Raw genomic sequence first — 19,571 nt, forward strand, 5'->3', positions numbered from 1 at the left:
TTTGAAATTATGATGAATTAAAACTACATTTTTTAAAATTTAGTATTGATCAATTGAAAAACAGCTTCGTCTTTATAAATACCATTCACAAAAGTCCACTCCTTTTTGACGCCTGTCATTTTGAATCCAAATTTAGTAAAAAGTGCTTTACTAGCTTCATTTTCGGTTCCAATATTTGCATATAACTGGTGTAAATTTAGATTATAAAAAGCATATTCAATTAATAATTCCAAAGCTTCGGAACCAATATTCTGTTTTCGATTTTTGCTTTTCTGAATGACAATACCTACTCCAGCCCTGTTATTCTTTGGATCAAAATCAAATAAATCGATCAAACCTAGGGCCGGGAAATCCTGATCCTGACAAATAGCCAATCGCAATTGCTTGGCTTCATAAATATCCTGATGGGCATTTTCTAAATATTGCTTGACCAAAAACCGGCTGAATGGCGTATGCGTATTGCTGACTTCCCAAATGCTCTGGTCGTTTTCTATGGCATATACAAATTCCAGATCATTGGGTTCTAATGCCCGAATGTAGATATTGTCTCCTTTTAATGTTTTCATTTTAAAATTAAGATTTTACTTAATTATTTTTATACCCTATTTTTTTTCTAGGTTCGGTATTATCTTTTTTGTCAATTAGTTCATCAAGATAATTAAACACAAGTTCTATATTTTTAGTGTGATTGGAGAGTTTCTTTTTAATTTCTTCAATTTCTAATTTCATACTCATAGTATCGGTAAGCATCGCTCTTATTTTTGTGAAAACACGTATAATTTGAATATTTACTTTTATAGCAGTAGTGCTGTTAAGTACACTTGACAACATTGCGACACCTTGTTCTGTGAATGCCATAGGCATATACCTTGTTCCTCCCCAACTTGAGGTGCCAATTTGGCTCCTCAAATTATCGAATTCTAACTGATTAAGTTCAAACATAAAATCTTCTGGAAAGCGTTCTATGTTCCTACGAACCTGCCGCTTGAGTTGTTTGTTTTCTACCGCATAAAGTTCCGACAAATCTTTATCTAACATAACTTTTTGATCTCTTATCAAATAAATTTTACTGCTGATAATATCATCCGGAATCATAATTGCTTTAACCATATTTTCTACTTTGTTCGTGAAAATTATTTTTTAACTGAATAAAAATTAAATCCTTTAGCTTCCTAATTAAATAATAATTGTTCCTTTAAATACAAATTCAGCTGGCCCTTTAAGGAAGACTTTGGAAAATTGTCCTTCCTTTTTTTCGAAAGAAACGACTAATTTTCCACCTTCTACATTTAAATCGATCGAAGTAGCATTTGTTTTTCCAATAACGTTCATTGCAATTGCTACTGCTGTTGCGCCTGTTCCGCAAGAAAGTGTTTCATCCTCTACGCCTCTTTCATACGTTCGCATAGAGAAAGTGGCATCGTCAATTTGTTTGACAAAATTGATGTTACTTCCTGCTTTCCCGTACAAATCTCCGTATCGAATAGCAGCTCCGTTTTCCTTGATATTGTAATTTTCCAGATCGTCTACCAGTTGTACATGATGCGGCGATCCCGTATTTAGAAACACATGATCTGTACTGACTTTTACGGCATCAACATCAATCATTTGTAATGATACCAATCCGTCATCGCCAATTGTGGCGTGATGCAAACCATCTGTGGCAATGAAAGTAGCTTTATTCTCAATTACCTGCAGCTTTTTGGCGAAAGCCACTAAACAGCGTCCACCATTGCCACACATGGAACTTTGGTTTCCATCGGAATTGTAATAAACCATTTTGAAATCGGTTACAGGGTCGTTTTCCAATAAAATAAGACCATCACCACCTATTCCAAAACGTCTGTCGCACAAGTGCGCAATGTGTTGTGTATTCTCTTTTGGGAAAAAATTCGAACGATTATCAATCAGGACAAAATCATTTCCTGTTCCTTGGTATTTATAAAATTGTAGTTGCATTTTAATTTCTATTGTGTGCTACAAAAGTACGAACTATTAATGAAATGTTAATCATTGTTAAAGAGCGTTAAACTGTATTTTAGGAAGCTATTTTATTTTTAATTTTACAAGTAAATATCTTAATAAACGAATTTAATTATGAAATCGCCATGACAGAAGCTGTCGCAAACACCAATGAAGATCTGGCGATACCATATTCCTATAAAAAACAAATATTATCTACATATGAAAAAAATTTCAACTCTTTTTTTGGTTTCGTTGTTGAGTGGGGGAGTCACACTTGGCGCTTACAAATTATTATTTGATACCAATGGGTATTTTTCCAGTGAAAAAAATGCCTTGGTAACAGCTGCATCTGATTCGTATGAAACGAAAGTCGGACTGTCTCCCGAGATTCTTGATTTTACCGAGGCTGCAGAAAAAACAATTCATACGGTGGTACACGTAAAAAACGTCTCCCGCAGAACGATTACCAATCCTATTTTAGAATATTTTTATGGGTATAAAGGCGGACAATCCCAGGAACAAGTAGGAACGGGTTCCGGAGTAATCATTTCTGAGGACGGTTATATAGTGACCAATAATCACGTCATCAAAGGCGCATCAGAAATTGAAATTACCTTAAACAACAAAAAATCATACATGGCAAAACTTATTGGAACCGACTCTAAAATGGATATTGCCTTGTTGAAAATTGATGCGAATGAAAAATTACCGTATACTGTTTTTGCCAATTCTGATTCGGTGAAAGTGGGTGAATGGGTTTTGGCAGTTGGAAATCCGTATAATTTAACCTCTACGGTAACAGCCGGAATTGTTTCGGCGAAAGCCAGAGATTTAGGCACCAGCGGAATTCAGTCTTTCATACAAACAGATGCTGCGGTAAACCCCGGAAATAGTGGTGGTGCCTTAGTGAACACGCGTGGTGAACTGATCGGAATCAACACGATGATTTCCTCCATGACCGGTTCTTATGTAGGCTATTCGTTTGCGGTTCCTTCGAATATTGCCCGAAAAATCATTGAGGATCTCATGGAATACGGGAATGTACAACGCGGAATTCTTGGTGTTGAAGGAGGCGAACTAAATAGCATGACTTCTAAAGAACTGGGAATCAATCAAACACAAGGCTTTTACATTAATAAAGTTACCAAAAATTCAGGAGCTGAAAAATCAGGACTTGAAAAAGGAGATGTCATCATCAAATTAGACGAACTAAAGGTGGCTACTTTTGCTGATCTTTCCGGATACATCAATACGAAAAGACCCAATGACAAAATACAGGTTACCTATATCAGAGATGGAAAAACAAGAGTAGCTCCTGTAGTGCTTAGCAAAAATGAATTTTTCAGCGCGGAGTTTAAAGGCATCGAATTAGAAAATATTGAGGCTGCTGACAAGCAGAAATTCAAAATCGATTATGGCGTGCGAATCAAATCCATAAGCAGTCAAAATCTGAAGCAATACGAAGACGAGCTGGTGGGAAATATTATCTTGAGTATTGACAATGTCAAAGCTACGGATGTTGCAACGGTATCCCAACTTTTAAGTAAAAAAGAGGAAAACCAAACCATACGCATCGAAATGATTACTAAAAAGGGAGAAGTCATGCGTGTAATTCTCTAGCGCATTCTTGTTTAAAAAAAAAACAAAGCCATCTTGATATTTCAGGGTGGCTTTTTTATTTTTAAAATAAATCCAAAAATAGCTTACGAAATCGATTGAAATGGGTATTTTTGCGCCAAATTTAAAAAATACAATCCTTTATTTTTCATTAAATTTTCAACATGGCAACTACAACTTTATACGAAAAGGAAGTTTCTTTTCAAGCCGACAGGCGACGTGCAGGAGTAAAACTGATTAAAATTATCAGCGATTTATGGTACGATAAATCCATTGAGATGGTTTTATTTAGAAACCCGCTAATCGACAGGAATGTTAGTGATATTATCAACCTGCATGAATATGCGGCTGAATTTGTAGGCAAACCCATTTCAGTATTTGATTCGGTTAAAATTGCAAAAGCGATTTTAGAATTGAATTTACCGCCTGCAAAATTAGACATTGGAAAACTGACGTACGAATATGGTTTAGAAGAAGATACATATCCTGACGCCAAGTATTTTGTCATTGACAAATTAAAAAATGCCAAAAACTCAGAGGAGATTCAACCAAAAGATGTGGTGCTGTATGGTTTTGGTCGCATTGGTCGTTTATTAGCCAGAGAATTAATGTCGAAAACCGGAAAAGGAAGTCAATTGCGATTGCGTGCCATCGTAACACGCGATAAAAATGATGCTAATTCTCTTGAAAAAAGAGCTTCTTTATTGCGTTACGATTCGATTCATGGTGATTTTCAAGGCTCCGTAACGGCTGATCCTGAAAACAATGCTTTGATTATCAACGGAACCACTGTACACATTATTACGGCAAACGGACCTGAAGAAATTGATTATACGCTTTTTGGAATTGATAATGCATTGGTTATTGACAACACGGGTGCTTTTACCACACACGAAGCACTAAGCCGCCATTTGGTTTCCAAAGGTGTGGAAAAAGTATTGCTTACCGCTCCCGGAAAAGGAGTTCCTAATATTGTTCATGGCGTAAACCACAACGAATACAATCCGGATAAAATCAATATTTTTTCGGCGGCATCGTGCACTACGAACGCTATCACGCCAATCTTGAAAGCTGTTGAGGATACTTTGGGCGTTGTCAAAGGACATCTGGAGACCATCCATGCGTACACAAACGACCAGAATCTTGTGGACAACATGCACAAAAAATACCGTCGTGGAAGAGCAGCCGCTTTGAATATGGTGATTACCGAAACGGGTGCCGGAAGTGCTGTTGCAAAAGCATTGCCTTCATTAGAGGGAAAATTAACGTCGAATGCCATTCGGGTACCGGTTCCTAATGGCTCTTTGGTCGTCTTGAATCTGGAAGTATCCAGAGAAACATCGCTGTTAGAAATCAATGCTATCATGAAAAAATATGCATTGGAAGGCGAATTAGTCGAGCAAATCAAATATTCGATGAATAACGAATTGGTTTCATCGGATATCGTCGGCACATCGCAGCCTGCCATTTATGACAGCAACGCCACCATTGTTTCAAAAGACGGAAAAAATATTGTGTTGTACATTTGGTACGACAACGAATACGGCTACAGCCATCAAGTCATTAGATTGGCTAAATACATTGCCAAAGTAAGGCGTTTTACGTATTACTAGCCTGCCGTTTACAGGTTGTGGATTTGCGATTGTAATTTTTTTTTAGTTTTAGTTTTAGTCCCCTTAGTTTTAAATTTGGAACAACCGCAACCCAGCCTGAATTCAATAGAAAATCCGTCCCGTTAGGAAAAACGAGACGGATTTTTTTGTTCCTATTACACCGAATTGGCACGCAGATGACGCGGATTTTTTATGTGTGTTAATTTGTTATTACTGTGTTGAATTGGCACGCAGATGACGCGGATTAAGCAGATTTTCACTGATTTTAAAATAGTCAAACTTAAAAATCAATATATCATTCCACCTACCATGCACTAAAAACCACTTACTATTCACTTTTCGCTTTTCACTAAAAAGATACTATTCCTTAGCTTTTGTCAAATAATACACCGGAATACCAATCAGCATAATCAAAACACCCCAACCGCTTGTACTGGTTTTGGTATACAACAAGGCGATACAAATTGCTGTCGCGATAATTAGATACAGTGCCGGTAAAAATGGATATCCAAAAGCTTTATACGGTCTTTCGGCATCTGGCATTTTCTTGCGCAGAATAAATATTCCGAGAATAGTCAGAATATAAAATATCAAAACGATGATAACCACAAAATCCAATAAATCCCCATATTTTCCTGTCAAACACAACGCCGAAGCCCAGATACACTGCGCCCAGATAGACCAAGCCGGAACGCTGGCATGATTCAATTCAGCAGCTTTCTTGAAGAAAACACCATCTTGCGCCATCGTATAATACACTCTGGCACCCGCCATAATCAATCCGTTGTTACAGGCAAAAGTCGAAATCATAATCATCACCGCAATTATTAATGTTCCCACCGAACCAAAAATACGTTGCGAAGCCACAACAGCCACACGATCTGATTCGGCCGTAGCAATTTCATACAAAGGCACAACAGCCAAGTACATCAAGTTAGCCAAAATATAAATCACACTCACGATTAAGGTTCCTAAAAACAAACTCAATCCCACGTTGCGTTTTGGATTTTTTATTTCTCCAGCTATAAAAGTTACTCCTTCCCAAGCCACACTAGAGAACATTGAACCTACTAGTGCTGCCGAAATTCCTGATATCAACGCCGTTCCGCTAATAGGCAACCACGAACCCGTTTCCACATTCAGGGCTTGTGACGTCCAGACATTGTTCCAGTTCGCGTCCCAAACTTCTGCTTTGGCAGCCATAAAACCAAAAATAATCAAACCTGCCAACGACAGAATTTTGATAACCGTCAGAACCGTCTGTAAAATCTTAGAGTTTTTTACCCCACGGCTGTTGATGTAACTCAACAAAATTATCGTGAAAATAGACACAATCTGAGCCGCATTGAGTTTAAAATCCCCTATCTCATATAAAATATTCTTATCACTTAAAGGCGCGTATAAATAGGCGGCAAATTTGGCAAAAGCCACACCCACGGCAGCAATGGTACCGGTTTGTATCACCGCAAAGAAACTCCAACCGTACAAAAAACCCACGAGTTTCCCATACGCTTCCTTGATGTACACATATTGCCCGCCCGCTTTAGGAAACATCGCGCTCAACTCACCATAACTCACGGCAGCAATCACGGTAATCGTTCCTGTAAGCACCCACATAGCAATCAACCAACCCGCAGAACCCAGCTGTCGCACCATATCCGAGCTCACAATAAATATCCCGGAACCTATCATAGAACCCACCACAAGCATGGTTCCGTCGAGTAATCCTAATTCTCTTTTAAAATCGTCTGGTTTATGGTCTTCCATGTTTTTTTGGGTTTTGGGTTTTGGGTTTTGGGTTTTGGGTTTTGGGTTTTTAATTGGCTAAAGATATACTTTTTTTGGAAATTTCATAAAAAGGACGGAGAAAGTGACAACAAAGTGAATCGTGAAAAGTGAGTGGTGAGTGGTTAAGAGTGTAGTTGTTCCTTTGGGCGTGACCCTGCAGCAGCTTTGTCGTTCCTCCTCGCCACTTTGGGTCGGGCGGTACGCTGTATCTTTATTTTCTTAAAGAAAGAAAATAAAGGATGCCGCTTCCCTCCCTCACGCAAACCGCACTAACTATAACGTTTGTTTTTTTGTATAAAAACTGTAAGAAAATTTTAATATATTTGAAAGAATATAAAAAAAGACAAGCAATAGCGACAATCTACCTGATTTTGGGTGTATAGACGCTATTTTATAGCGAGTGTATACAAGTTACTGGAGACTTGTGCCGAAATTACGCAGGTAGAAACAATTTGAAAATTAACATTTGTTTCCGCAGAAAATTTATAAAGCAGAAACTTGAAAGTTGGAATTTGACAGCGGAAGCTTGAAAAACAAACAGAAGTGCTAAAATTGGAATCTGACAGCGGAAACCTGAAAAGTTGAAACCTGAAAAAAAGAAGCGCAAAAGTTCTAAACGAACAAATATATGGAATTAAGAAAATTTAGATTTAAGAAAGAATTATTTACAATTGATGGAATAAATAATATTACTGGATTAGTAATTACTTCTGGTCATGGATATGGTTTTAAAACTTATTGTTGCAGAAAGTGTGGAGAAATATTTGTTGCACAGCTTGAATCAGTACAAATTGAAAATATTGAGACATATAAAGAAAATTATTGTCCTAAATGTAACGTTAGATTAAAAGAAAACTTGGTTGAATATCCTGAAAACATTTTTTATGAAAATAGAATATTGAAAAATAATAATGATATTGACAGAACCCATTTTGATAACACTGAAATATTAGAAGCGTATTTATTGAAATAAATATAGCCCTTAAAAAATATATTAACCGTAAATTAGAAGCCTAAAATTGGAGTTTGACAACAGAAACTTGAAAAGTTTAAGGTTTAATTGCTATTTCGACAAAAAAAAGCCTCCAGTAACAACCATTTTGAGCTAGCTGGAGTTTAGTGGAATTATCGTTTCGCATCAAGTTTTCGTTAAGCCGAAAATTAAGAGGTTACGAACTTCCAGCCATCTCAAAGTGGCATAACGTTACTGGCTAGTTATGCCGAAATTACGCAGGTAATTTCGATTTGAAAATAAGCAGTTGTTTCCGCAGAAAGTTTACAAAGCAGTTGGCGGTAATTTTAAGAAATTCGAGAGAATTTAATGACATTTTAAAAAATATAAATTATGATAAAGTTTTGGTTAATTGCTGTTTTTATTATTATTATTTCAACATATATATTGTCGAAATTAACTATGAAATCACAAAGAGAAGAAACTGGTGAACGAATTTGGAGATTTGGGAATGGAAGGTCTGTTTATTGGCGTATTCTAACTTTGTGCAGTTTTGGAATAACTGTTGTAATAATGCTTATTATGCATTGGATAGGAATTCCTATTCTGTAATTAAAAATATTTTAAATAAGCAATTTAAGCCCAAACCCGCTTTAGTACTAGAACAAAGCGTGAAAATTGGACCCGATCGCTCGGACATCTGATTTTTTCGGACAACGATTATATTAATCCCTCGGATATTTAATTTTCGGACAACGATAGGGCGGATTTGCAATCCGAGCCTACAAAGAGAATGATTCAGCAAGAAATTATACTAGTTTAGAGAGTGAATTAGAATTTCTTTTATTAGAATTATTATGATATTATTTACGGGCACGAATTGAAAATCCGCGCTATCATGTTTAATAATTTGGCAAGAAACCCGATAGCGCTGATATGCCACAATAGTTAGCGCAGTTTTGTAAACTGTGCCCACAACATTAAGCAAATAACAAAAAATCGCTACAAAGTATAAAGCTATAACAACATAAGATGTTTGTTGAAATAATATAGAATGGGCTGGTCGTTATTTTTTAATACTTTGTGTGACTTATTTTATTTCATGAATAAACAGTCCGTTTTAAAAAAAAGAATTTTTAGTGTAGTTTAAATCACATAAGTAATAACTATGGTATAATGTCGTATTTTAAAATCAGGATAAAATCATGTAAAAATCTGATTTAAAGCTGTTTTACTTAAAGTTAATTCTTTTGACTTTACGACTTTTAAACTTTCGACTTACTTATATTCACTCAGTGACTACAAAAATACAGTTCGCTTGGAGGTTTTTATCCAGACCCATCGGAAAAACAACTGACCTTGGCACTAAGACTTGCGCGAAAGAGAAACCGAAAGAAAAGTCAAAAAAAGAAAATAAAAAAAATGAAATTTAAACTTATAAATAATATTGACAAACTTGGAACATTTGGACTTTTTCTAACTGCAATTTTCTCACCTTGTTGTTTTCCTCTTTTTGCATTTGGAGCATCAGCACTTGGGCTTGGAAGTTTAGAATTATTCGGAGGTTGGACAATGTGGATTTTTCAAATAATGGTTTTGATTTCAATTATCGGAATATATATTTCGTATAGAAAACATAAATACTTCTATCCATTATTAATTGCAATTTCGAGCGGAATAATTATATTTTCCGGATATTATTTGAGTAAATCTGAAAATTCAACTTATTTAATTTATGCAGGAATGTTTGGACTTTTTATCGCAACAATTGGAAATTATTATCAAAATAAAATATACGTAAATTGTAAAACTTGTGGAATATATGAAGGAAAAACTGTTGAATTGAAATCGACAATCATATGTCCGAAATGTGGATACAAAAAAGACGAAATGATGCCGACAAATGCTTGTGAATTTTTCTACGAGTGTAAAAATTGTAAAACAATATTGCGACCATTAGAAGGAGATTGTTGCGTATATTGTAGTTACGGAAGTGTGAAATGTCCACCAATTCAAGTTGGAACAAGATGTTGCTAAAAACGAGAATAAATGAAATAAATTAGTCCTTCTTTCAACAGTTAGAGTTATGTGGCGTGGCGTGGCACTAACAATGAAACTCGTTTTACACAGTCCATCCCATCCCCTTATTACGGGAGAATCCAGACCCTTCGGACGGATTTGCAATCCGAGCCCATAAAGAGAATGATTCAGCAAGAAATTATACTAGTTTAGAGAGTGAATTAAAATTTGTTTTATTAGAATTATTATGATATTATTTACGGGCACGGATTAAAAATCCGCCTATCCTGGTTATAGGGACCCAAAAGCAGGAAAAATTTATATATATTTGGTAGCAGCCGCCCGCAAAATTAATATTCTAAATACTTAACTAATCCTATTTTATATGACAAAGCTTAATCTAATTATTCCACTCTTGATTTTGACTATACAACTAGTTAACGCACAATCAGTAGAAAGTTTAAAAATAAAAAAATACACACAAAAGAACGCAAACGAAATTATTACTGAATTCTCAGAATTTTTAAGTATCCCTAACGTAGCATCAGAGCCATTAAGCCTTCGTAAAAATGCTGATTTCATCATGTCAATGATGAATCGAAAAGGTATCAAAAATGTGCAGTTATTACATGGAAAAACTAAAAATATTCCGCCAGCCGTTTACGGTGAAGTTCTTATACCGGGTGCAAAGACAACTTTGATTTTCTATGCCCATTACGACGGCCAACCTGTAAATCCTGAACAATGGAATCAAAATCTGAGTCCTTTTATCCCAAAGTTATATACGGCAGCTATTGATAAAAACGGCAGTAACATTCCTTTCCCTTTAGATGGAAAATACAATAACGAATGGAGAATATATGCCAGAAGTGCTTCCGATGACAAAGCAGGAGTTGATGCTATTATAAATGCTTACGACGCCATCAATAAAAGCGGCTTAAAACCGAGTTACAATCTTAAATTCTTTTTTGAAGGAGAAGAGGAAAAGGGCTCAACACACCTAGATGAAATCCTACAAGAGAACAAAGCCCTTTTACAATCCGATTTATGGATAATATGCGACGGACCGGTACATCAGTCTGGGAAAAAGCAAATTTATTTTGGTGTTAGAGGAGATACAAACCTTTACTTTACGGTATATGCCTCAAAAAGGCCATTACATAGCGGACATTATGGTAATTGGGCTCCAAACCCAGCGATGATGCTAGCACAGCTGTTAGCATCAATGAAAGATAACAATGGTCGCGTGACGATAAAGGGGTTTTATGATGATGTAATACCATTAACACTATCAGAGAATAAAGCATTATTGACAGTTCCTTCTGTTGACGAACAGATGAAAACTGAGCTTGGTATAAATAGTGCTGAAATGCGAGATAAAACATTAAGCGAATCGATCAACCTGCCCTCTTTAAACATAAATGGTATGCAAAGTGGTAACGTAGGCAAAATGGCCTCAAATCAAATTCCAACTACTGCTACCGCTGTTATAGACCTGAGGTTAGTATTAGGGAACGACTGGGAAAGACAACAACAAAAAGTAATTGATCATATAATAAAACAAGGCTACTTCGTCACAAGCAACGAACCTACAGATGAAGAAAGAAATTTGTACCCTAAAATTATAAAAGTCATCCGTGATAAAAATGGAATAAATGCGCAACGCACCTCCATGGACTTAGCAATTGTCAAAAAGGTGATTTCTGCAGTTGAAGCCACAACAAAAGACCAAGTTGTACTGCAACCAACTATGGGAGGAAGTCTACCGTTATATTTATTTGAAAAATATCTAAAAACAAACACCATTTCCGTTCCAATAGCGAACCATGACAACAACCAGCATGCAGAAAATGAAAACATTCGACTTCAAAATTTGTTTGATGGTATAGAAACTATGGGGTCATTAATGCTGATAAAATAACTCTAAACGGTAGCTTATCATTAACTTAAATAATGTAATGAGAATACTTTTTAATCCTAATCACTCGGATATTTAATTTTCGGACAACGATAGGGCGGATTTGCAATCCGAGCCCAAAAAGAGAATGATTCAGCAAGAAATTATGCCAGTTTAGAGAGTGAATTAGAAGTGGTTTTATTAGAATTATTTTGATATTATTTACGGGTACGGATTGCAAATCCGCTATCGAAAGCAGTTTTGTAAACTGTGCCCACAACATTGAGCAAATAACAATCACAAATTTTTTAGAAGCTATAAACAAAATAGACTAAAGCACCTCGTTTTAACTATTATTGGAACCAATAAATAATTCGTAACTAATGAACCATCCGAACACCCAGAATTTAATGGATTCTGATACCTTTATTTTCTGCCTGGAAGCCGTTCCTAATACAGAAATTACCACCACAACTGAAGTGATTAAAAACTTAGAGCAATTGGCTTTTGAACAAGGTATAACCAGTATTTACAAAACCTGTGATACCATTGAGGGGTTAGAAGAAAGCTTAAATGCATTGCTTTATGACGACCATAATTTTAAAAATTATGAAATAATCTACTTAGTGATGCCAGGCGAAAGAAATACCATTTGTCTCAATGACTATTACTATAGTTTAGAGGAAATTGCAGAGCTTTTTGAAGGAAAAATGAAAGGAAAAATTTTACATTTTGCAAATGCAAAGGTATTGGACTTAAGTCCGGAAGAAGCACAATACTTTTTAGATATCACCGGAGCACGTGCCGTTTCCGGGTATGGAGCACCATCTAATACATTAACAAGCTGTGCCATAGACAAAGCTTTTTTTAGCTTATTTGAAGAGCAAGATAATGTTGTAGATATTGTTACCGAATTACATGAAAAGCACTTTGCCCTTTGTCAGCTACTCGATTTTAGATTGTATTATTAATCTTGATAGCGCTGATATACAATTAAAAGCGGGGTACCTATCTAATTTCATAAACGCCCGCATTAAAACGCCTACGGGTATTCAATTCATTCAGATCAAAAGCTAAATACACATTCCGGGGTTCAAATTTATTCTGGGTTTTGAACTATTAGATAAAGCCAAAAAACAGTACTCTAATTTCACAAAAAAAGTAACCTATTTAAACCAAAAATTCTAATTCTGCTTAATGGTCACTTCACGAAAGAGATTCGATTGTGAATAAGTGTTTAAAAAAGATTTATTTATTTGGCCCTCACACTCCATTCAAAATCCATTTCGGATACTTGAATTCCTTTTTCATCGGTTCCAATGGATTTCATCCAAAACGTTTGTCCGTCTCCTGTAGCAATGGTTTCTTGAATCGCCTTTTCTATTAAATGGCCGTCATTACAGGTAAAAGTGATTCTACCAGTAGCTTTCTTGGTAAAATTTCCTTTGTTATTCGCAACAAGCATCGAGATTTTTTTGCCGCTTTTTTGAATTTGAAACATTACTAAAGCACCCGTGGCAAGCTCTGCAGCCATGGCTTGCACGGCAAAATACATCGAGTTAAATGGATTTTGGTTTATCCAACGGTGTTTTACAGAAACTATACATTGGTTCTCGTCTATGGTTTTTACGCGTACGCCACAGATAAATGCCGAGGGTAATTTGAAAAACAAAAATTTATTAAGTTTAGAGGCTGTAAGTTTCATAGGTAGCTACTGTTTGTTTTTATGGGAATAGAGTGTCGCCATTCTGTATTATTCTTTGGATTTTGAATTTAGGCGCGTTTATTACCGCTAGGTTTTTTGCTAAATTACAAAAAAATACTATGCGTACATATAAAAATTGTTTGTTAATGTTGTGTTAATTTTTGGTACTATGCGTAACAAGATACTATCTTTTAGATATATATTTGCATAAGAAGTTACTATATACTTTTAATCATGGAAACAACAACTGAAAAAAACATCGCGACATTTACGCATTTAAGTACTTTAACGCAGTATTTCATTCCTTTTGGAAATTATATTTTTCCAATAATTCTTTGGACAACCAAGAAAGAGGAATCTGAATTTGTGGATCACCACGGAAAACAAGTGTTGAATTTTCAATTGAGTTTATTGATCTACTCTTTGGTGCTGATTATGATTGCAATTCCTTCATTTCTTATTTCGGCTTTCAAAAATGTTTCTTTCGAATCATTGATACATCATAACGACATTACACTTTCGAATTTCAACCTTGAAGACAACATTGCACTATTAACGGTTGGATTAATTTGCGTTCTGATTTTCGGACTTTTGAAAGTGGCTGAATTCTTCTTGATTATTTATGCCTCGATTAAAACATCAAACGGAGAAAAATACAAATATCCAATAACGATTCCGTTCCTTAAATAAGGAAGCAGTCAGATTAAAAGAGAACAGACGTAATACATAGAGCGAACAAACTAGCCCTGATTGAAACGACATCCTTTACTTGCTTTCTTTAAGCAAGTAAAGATAAAGTGGAAAGCAGGAATAAGCTCCGAAAAAATAAAAAGAGAATCATGCAATACGAGATTGCTTCGTTCCTCGCAATGACAAATCATCACCCGAGCCAGAAAGGAGAACTGGCACGGCAATCAAAAAATGAACCGTTTAATCAACACTAAAATCAAAAAAAGAAATTATGAACATTGAAAACACAAAAGCCCAGATGCGTAAAGGTGTTCTCGAGTTTTGCATCCTATCCGTTTTAAAAGAAAAAGAAGCCTACACATCGGAAATATTGGACACATTAAAAAACGCAAAATTATTAGTCGTGGAGGGAACCATTTATCCACTGCTGACGCGATTAAAAAACGATGGATTGCTCAACTACCGTTGGGAAGAATCCACTTCAGGACCTCCAAGAAAATATTATGGCTTGACCGAAATTGGACAAACTTTTTTAAACGAATTGAATGGTACCTGGACGGAATTGTCCGATGCCGTAAACCTAATAACCAACCAAAAACAATAGTCATGAACAAAACTGTAAATATAAACCTAGGCGGAATGTTCTTTCACATCGATGAAGATGCATACCAAAAATTGACGCGCTATTTTGATGCTATAAAACGTTCTATATCCAATTCGTCTGGACATGATGAAATCATCAAGGATATTGAAATGCGTGTTTCGGAATTATTAAATGACAAGCAAAAAACAGACAAATACGTTATTGGTTTGAAAGATGTAGATGCCGTTATCGCCGTAATGGGACAACCGGAAGATTACATCATTGAAGATGACTTGAAGGGTTCTCAAAGTTTTAGTGACCACTCAAACAGACGAACTAAAAAACTATATCGCGACAAAGAAAAAGGGATGATTGGCGGAGTAGCCGCAGGATTAGGGCATTATTTTGGCGTAGATGCCGTGTGGATCAGAATCGTTCTTATCTTATTGGTTTTTGCTGGATTTGGAACTGGAATTCTCGCCTACATCATTCTTTGGATTGTAACTCCGGAGGCGGTTACTACCACTGAAAAACTGGAAATGACCGGGGAACCGGTTACCATTTCTAACATTGAAAAAAAAGTTAGAGAAGAATTTGAAAATGTTTCTGATAAAATAAAAAATGTGGATTACGACAAGTATGGCAACCAGATAAAAACAGGTGTCGGGAAAATAGGAAGTTCTTTTAGCGACTTTATCATGACTATTTTTAAAATTTTCGCCAAATTTTTAGGTGTAATTTTGATTATTACAGGAATAACAATACTGTTTTTTTTGTTAATAGGTATTTTCACATTAGGTTCCGGAATTTTTATTGATTTTCCTTGGCAAGGTTTTATAGAAGCAGGTAATTTTACAGATTATCCAATATGGGCTTTTGGATTGTTAATGTTCTTTGCTGTTGGAATCCCGTTCTTCTTCTTAGCATTATTAGGGTTCAAGCTATTGGCCCCAAACATGAAGTCTATTGGAAATATTGCAAAATATACGCTGTTTGCATTATGGCTAATTGCAGTAGCATTAGCAATATCAATTGGAATAAAACAGGCCAGTGCATTTGCCGTAGATGGGAGAGTGGTTAAGAAAGAAACCCTTAATTTAAATCCAAATGACACCCTTTTAATTAAATTCAAACACAATGATTATTTTGCTAAAAATGTGGAAGACCGTAATGATTTCATGGTAACACAAGATTCTACCGGAACAGATATTATTTATTCGAATGAAGTTAGTTTTAAAATCGAAAAAACAGAGGAGAAACTGCCTTATATTCAGATTGAAAAAGAAGCAAGAGGAAAATCGTTATCAGAGGCAAAACGAAGAGCCGAACAAATTAAATACGGTTATAAAATAATAGGCAATCAATTGATTTTAGACAACTATTTACTTACTGATTTAAAAAATAAATACAGAGATCAAGAAATAGAAATAACAGTATTTGTACCTGAAGGAACGTTATTAAAACCAGATGCCTCTGTACAAAATTACGACAGATCTGATGATGAATTTTTCAATTTACACTACAGTTCAGATAATTACATTTACAAAGTAGAAAATTCTCAAATAAAATGTTTAAATTGTCCCGCTGATGAAAACGAGTATAATGATGTATATAGCACCGCTCGAGACGATAGCACGGATGTTACGGTTACCATAAATAACAATGGCGTTACTGTAGAGAAAGACACCCTAAAATCAAACAAAACCAATAAAGGATTGAAAATAAATAAAGACGGGATCATCATTAAAACGAATTAGTCATGTTGAAAATCATCACCTTAATTACAAAGTTCATTCTGGTTGCCTTAACAGCCTTGTTATTCGGTTCGTGCAACCACTCCATTAATTTCAATGCAATAGAAGGAAGCGGAAATATCACCACAGAAAAGCGGCTTGTTGAAGGTGCTTTCAAAAGCATAGAGGTTAACAATGCCATAGATGTCGTTATAGAACAATCTGATAAAATTGAAATAATTGTTCAAGCAGATGATAATTTACAAAAACACATCACTACCAAAGTAGAAAATGGAACACTTGTTATTTCGTGTGATAAAAATTCTTTCATCAACATGAAATCAAAAAAAGTGACAGTAAAAATGCCTGTTATTGATGAATTAGAAGCAACAAGCGGCTCGACTATCACGAGCAAAAACACCCTGAAAGGGGAGAACATCCGATTGAATACTTCGAGTGCAGCATCGATAGATTTAAGCATCGAATCTGACAATATTACTTGTGACACCAGTAGCGGAAGTACCATTACGATTAATGGGAAAGCGCTACAGATTAAAACAACTGCATCAAGTGGTAGTGAAATCAACGCTGATAAATTATTAGCAAATGAAGTTAGTGCCGATGTTTCCAGCGGTGCGTCCATTAGCGTTCATCCTATCGTTAGCTTAAATGCTCAGGCATCCAGCGGAGGAAACATCACGTACGACATACAGCCAAAATCGATTCAGAAAAATACCAGTTCAGGCGGGAGCATCAGCCAAGAATAAGATATACTTTTGTTAAAATATAAAGAAATCATCCATCACAAGTGGATGATTTTTTTATATTTGTGTAGATACTAATTTAAATGACCATGAAAAAATATACTGTTATACTCCTGCTGCTTGTATCAACTACATTGCTATTTGCTCAGAAAAAAGAAAAAATAAAAGGATCAAAAACAGTGACTGTTGAGCAAAGAGAAGTCGGCAATTTTGAAGCGCTGCTGGTCGAAGACAATCTAGAAGTCCATCTGGAAAGAGGAGAAAAAACAGCCCTAAAAATTGAGGCTGATGATAACTTACATGGTATTATTTCTTTGGATTTAAAAGACAACACCTTGCGTATTTATACAACAAAATCAGCTGTTAACTATAAAAAAATGATTGTAAGAGTGACCTATACCAATGAATTAAACCTCATTACCGCCAAAGATGAATCGACCGTCAATGCGATACAGGAGCTTTTGTTAAACACCATTACACTAAAAGCCTATGATGCCTCCAAATTATTCGTGAATGTCAACGCAACGGATTTCTTACTTCAGGCAGATGACAAATCAAAAATAGAACTCAATTTAAAATCTGAAAACAGTACTGTCGAATTAAGCAAAAATGCAACACTTAAAGCCTTAGTTACCACAATTGATTTGAAGGTAGATTTGTACCAAAAATCAGCTGCAACCCTAGAAGGAAATGCCACAAATATGCGGATTCGACTGGATAACAATGCCTCATTCACCGGAAATAAATTCAATACAAAAAATGCGGACATAATAACTGAAAGTTATTCCAACTGCAGTTTATTTGTGGAGACGGCGGTAATTATTGATGCCGCTGGCAAATCTGAAATTCAACTTCTGGGTAGCCCAACAATAGAAATACGGAAATTTACTGATGAAGCTCAATTGGCGAAAAAATTGAAATAATCCTCTCCCCAACCCTCTCCAAAAGAGAGGGAGAAAAACCGGATTGATGTTATACAAAAAGTCCCACTTGCTAAGGCAAATGGGACTTTTTCAATATTAACTTTCCTAACTATGATTATTTAGCGGCCAAATATCTTTCGGCATCAAGAGCGGCCATACAACCTGTTCCGGCTGCAGTTATTGCTTGACGATACACATGATCCGCGGCATCACCTGCCACAAAAACGCCTTCCACATTCGTTTTTGAAGTTCCGGGAGTGTTGATAATATAACCCGTTTCATCTAATGAAATGAAATCTTTGAAGATATCTGTATTTGGTTTGTGACCAATAGCTACGAAGAAACCAGTGGCAGGAATATCAAAAACTTCATTAGTTGTTTTATTTAAAGCTTTTACTCCGGTAACAACCTGCTCATCTCCTAACACTTCAACAGTATCATGATTCATCAATATGGTGATATTCTCTGTTTTGCGAACGCGCTCTTCCATGATTTTCGATGCTCTGAATTTTTCGCTTCGCACCAACATGGTTACTTTTTTACAAAGTTTAGATAAATAGTGTGCTTCCTCGCAAGCTGAATCTCCTGCACCCACGATTACTACTTCTTGATTTCTATAGAAAAATCCATCACAGACGGCACATGCCGAAACTCCGCCACCCATCTTTAAATAGTGTTGTTCAGATGGCATGCCTAAATATTTAGCGGTTGCCCCGGTAGAAATAATTACTGTTTCGCAATGCAATTCTATTGTATCATTGATCCAAACTTTATGAATATCTCCTGAAAAATCTACTTTTGTAGCCCAACCATCACGTACATCCGTACCAAAACGTTGCGCTTGTGCTTGCAATCCTACCATCATCTCCGGACCCGTTATCCCTTCAGGATTACCAGGCCAATTTTCTACTTCGTTAGTAGTCGTTAGTTGGCCACCCGGTTGCATTCCTTGGTATAAAATAGGATTCATATTTGCTCTAGCAGCATAAATAGCGGCAGTATACCCTGCTGGACCAGAACCTATAATAAGACATTTAATTTTTTCGATTGTATCAGACATAGTGATGTTTTTTTTGGATTTAACAGTGCAAAAATAAGATATTATTGCTGGAATAAAGAACTGGAAGTATCAGTTTTTGTTATGCTTTAATAAAAAAATCCATTCTGTTGAGACAGAATGGATTTTTGTCGGGGTGGCAGGATTCGAACCTGCGGTCTTCCCGCCATTGCGGGACGCTATATCCGAGCCACTAACTATTTATTTAAAGAAACCTACATCTACCAAGTATCTTTTCGCTCCTCTTTTTTTTATTTTACTCTGT

Annotated in this window: 17 protein-coding genes and 1 pseudogene; 12 read left to right on the top strand and 6 right to left on the bottom strand. The window is 35.8% G+C overall.

Annotated features, from left to right (window positions below):
* Window positions 1-32: 32 nt before the first annotated feature.
* The 3 genes from EKL99_RS04100 to dapF form a co-directional block, all read right to left on the bottom strand.
* Complete coding sequence (locus EKL99_RS04100; RefSeq protein ID WP_126456048.1) at window positions 33-566, bottom strand: GNAT family N-acetyltransferase; 534 nt, start codon at window positions 564-566, stop codon at window positions 33-35.
* Window positions 567-585: 19 nt separating this feature from the next.
* Window positions 586-1,110: an ORF6N domain-containing protein gene (locus EKL99_RS04105; RefSeq protein ID WP_126461395.1), complete on the bottom strand. Its 525-nt coding sequence runs from the start codon at window positions 1,108-1,110 to the stop codon at window positions 586-588.
* A 66-nt stretch (window positions 1,111-1,176) separates the two neighbouring features.
* Window positions 1,177-1,959: a diaminopimelate epimerase gene (gene dapF, locus EKL99_RS04110; RefSeq protein WP_126576449.1), complete on the bottom strand. Its 783-nt coding sequence runs from the start codon at window positions 1,957-1,959 to the stop codon at window positions 1,177-1,179.
* A 225-nt stretch (window positions 1,960-2,184) separates the two neighbouring features.
* Between dapF and EKL99_RS04115 the strand changes: the two genes are divergently transcribed.
* Window positions 2,185-3,585: a trypsin-like peptidase domain-containing protein gene (locus EKL99_RS04115; RefSeq protein ID WP_126461401.1), complete on the top strand. Its 1,401-nt coding sequence runs from the start codon at window positions 2,185-2,187 to the stop codon at window positions 3,583-3,585.
* Window positions 3,586-3,746: 161 nt separating this feature from the next.
* Complete coding sequence (locus EKL99_RS04120) at window positions 3,747-5,195, top strand: glyceraldehyde-3-phosphate dehydrogenase (protein WP_126576450.1); 1,449 nt, start codon at window positions 3,747-3,749, stop codon at window positions 5,193-5,195.
* 360 nt (window positions 5,196-5,555) lie between these two features.
* Here EKL99_RS04120 and EKL99_RS04125 read toward each other — a convergent pair whose 3' ends face one another.
* On the bottom strand, window positions 5,556-6,962 hold the full coding sequence (locus EKL99_RS04125; protein ID WP_126456055.1) for an APC family permease: 1,407 nt from the start codon (window positions 6,960-6,962) through the stop codon (window positions 5,556-5,558).
* A 649-nt stretch (window positions 6,963-7,611) separates the two neighbouring features.
* Between EKL99_RS04125 and EKL99_RS04130 the strand changes: the two genes are divergently transcribed.
* From EKL99_RS04130 to EKL99_RS04150, 5 genes and pseudogenes are all read left to right on the top strand, one after another.
* A complete protein-coding gene (locus EKL99_RS04130; RefSeq protein WP_126555390.1) occupies window positions 7,612-7,956 on the top strand; it encodes a hypothetical protein in 345 nt (114 codons plus the stop codon).
* A gap of 1,401 nt (window positions 7,957-9,357) precedes the next feature.
* Window positions 9,358-9,702 (top strand): annotated as a pseudogene (locus EKL99_RS14615) (MerC domain-containing protein); the annotation flags it as partial.
* A gap of 51 nt (window positions 9,703-9,753) precedes the next feature.
* Window positions 9,754-9,972, top strand: a complete 219-nt coding sequence (locus tag EKL99_RS14620) for a GDCCVxC domain-containing (seleno)protein (RefSeq protein WP_231507379.1) — start codon at window positions 9,754-9,756, stop codon at window positions 9,970-9,972.
* A gap of 367 nt (window positions 9,973-10,339) precedes the next feature.
* A complete protein-coding gene (locus EKL99_RS04145; RefSeq protein ID WP_126555397.1) occupies window positions 10,340-11,875 on the top strand; it encodes a M20/M25/M40 family metallo-hydrolase in 1,536 nt (511 codons plus the stop codon).
* Between the two features lie 386 nt (window positions 11,876-12,261).
* Entirely contained in the window at window positions 12,262-12,822 is a 561-nt protein-coding gene (locus EKL99_RS04150) for a DUF6642 family protein (protein WP_126461601.1), read from the top strand.
* Between the two features lie 281 nt (window positions 12,823-13,103).
* On the opposite strand, the gene EKL99_RS04155 is transcribed toward EKL99_RS04150, so the two are convergent.
* Entirely contained in the window at window positions 13,104-13,556 is a 453-nt protein-coding gene (locus EKL99_RS04155) for a DUF4442 domain-containing protein (protein WP_126461413.1), read from the bottom strand.
* Between the two features lie 234 nt (window positions 13,557-13,790).
* Between EKL99_RS04155 and EKL99_RS04160 the strand changes: the two genes are divergently transcribed.
* The 5 genes from EKL99_RS04160 to EKL99_RS04180 all read left to right on the top strand — a co-directional run bounded on the left by EKL99_RS04160 (window position 13,791) and on the right by EKL99_RS04180 (window position 18,249).
* On the top strand, window positions 13,791-14,246 hold the full coding sequence (locus EKL99_RS04160) for a DUF4870 domain-containing protein (protein WP_126456247.1): 456 nt from the start codon (window positions 13,791-13,793) through the stop codon (window positions 14,244-14,246).
* Window positions 14,247-14,517: 271 nt separating this feature from the next.
* Window positions 14,518-14,850, top strand: coding sequence for a PadR family transcriptional regulator (locus tag EKL99_RS04165; RefSeq protein WP_126456245.1), 333 nt, complete (start codon window positions 14,518-14,520; stop codon window positions 14,848-14,850).
* A gap of 2 nt (window positions 14,851-14,852) precedes the next feature.
* A complete protein-coding gene (locus EKL99_RS04170; protein WP_126562983.1) occupies window positions 14,853-16,586 on the top strand; it encodes a PspC domain-containing protein in 1,734 nt (577 codons plus the stop codon).
* A 2-nt stretch (window positions 16,587-16,588) separates the two neighbouring features.
* On the top strand, window positions 16,589-17,329 hold the full coding sequence (locus EKL99_RS04175) for a head GIN domain-containing protein (RefSeq protein ID WP_126456241.1): 741 nt from the start codon (window positions 16,589-16,591) through the stop codon (window positions 17,327-17,329).
* Between the two features lie 86 nt (window positions 17,330-17,415).
* The gene (locus EKL99_RS04180) at window positions 17,416-18,249 is read left to right on the top strand and encodes a GIN domain-containing protein (protein ID WP_126555406.1); all 834 of its coding nucleotides are present in this window, start codon (window positions 17,416-17,418) and stop codon (window positions 18,247-18,249) included.
* 115 nt (window positions 18,250-18,364) lie between these two features.
* Here the strand turns inward: EKL99_RS04180 and trxB are convergent, their stop codons facing one another.
* Window positions 18,365-19,309: a thioredoxin-disulfide reductase gene (gene trxB / locus EKL99_RS04185; protein WP_126456237.1), complete on the bottom strand. Its 945-nt coding sequence runs from the start codon at window positions 19,307-19,309 to the stop codon at window positions 18,365-18,367.
* Window positions 19,310-19,571: the final 262 nt, after the last annotated feature.

Source organism: Flavobacterium sp. ZB4P23 (assembly GCF_003970375.1).
GTDB lineage: Bacteria > Bacteroidota > Bacteroidia > Flavobacteriales > Flavobacteriaceae > Flavobacterium.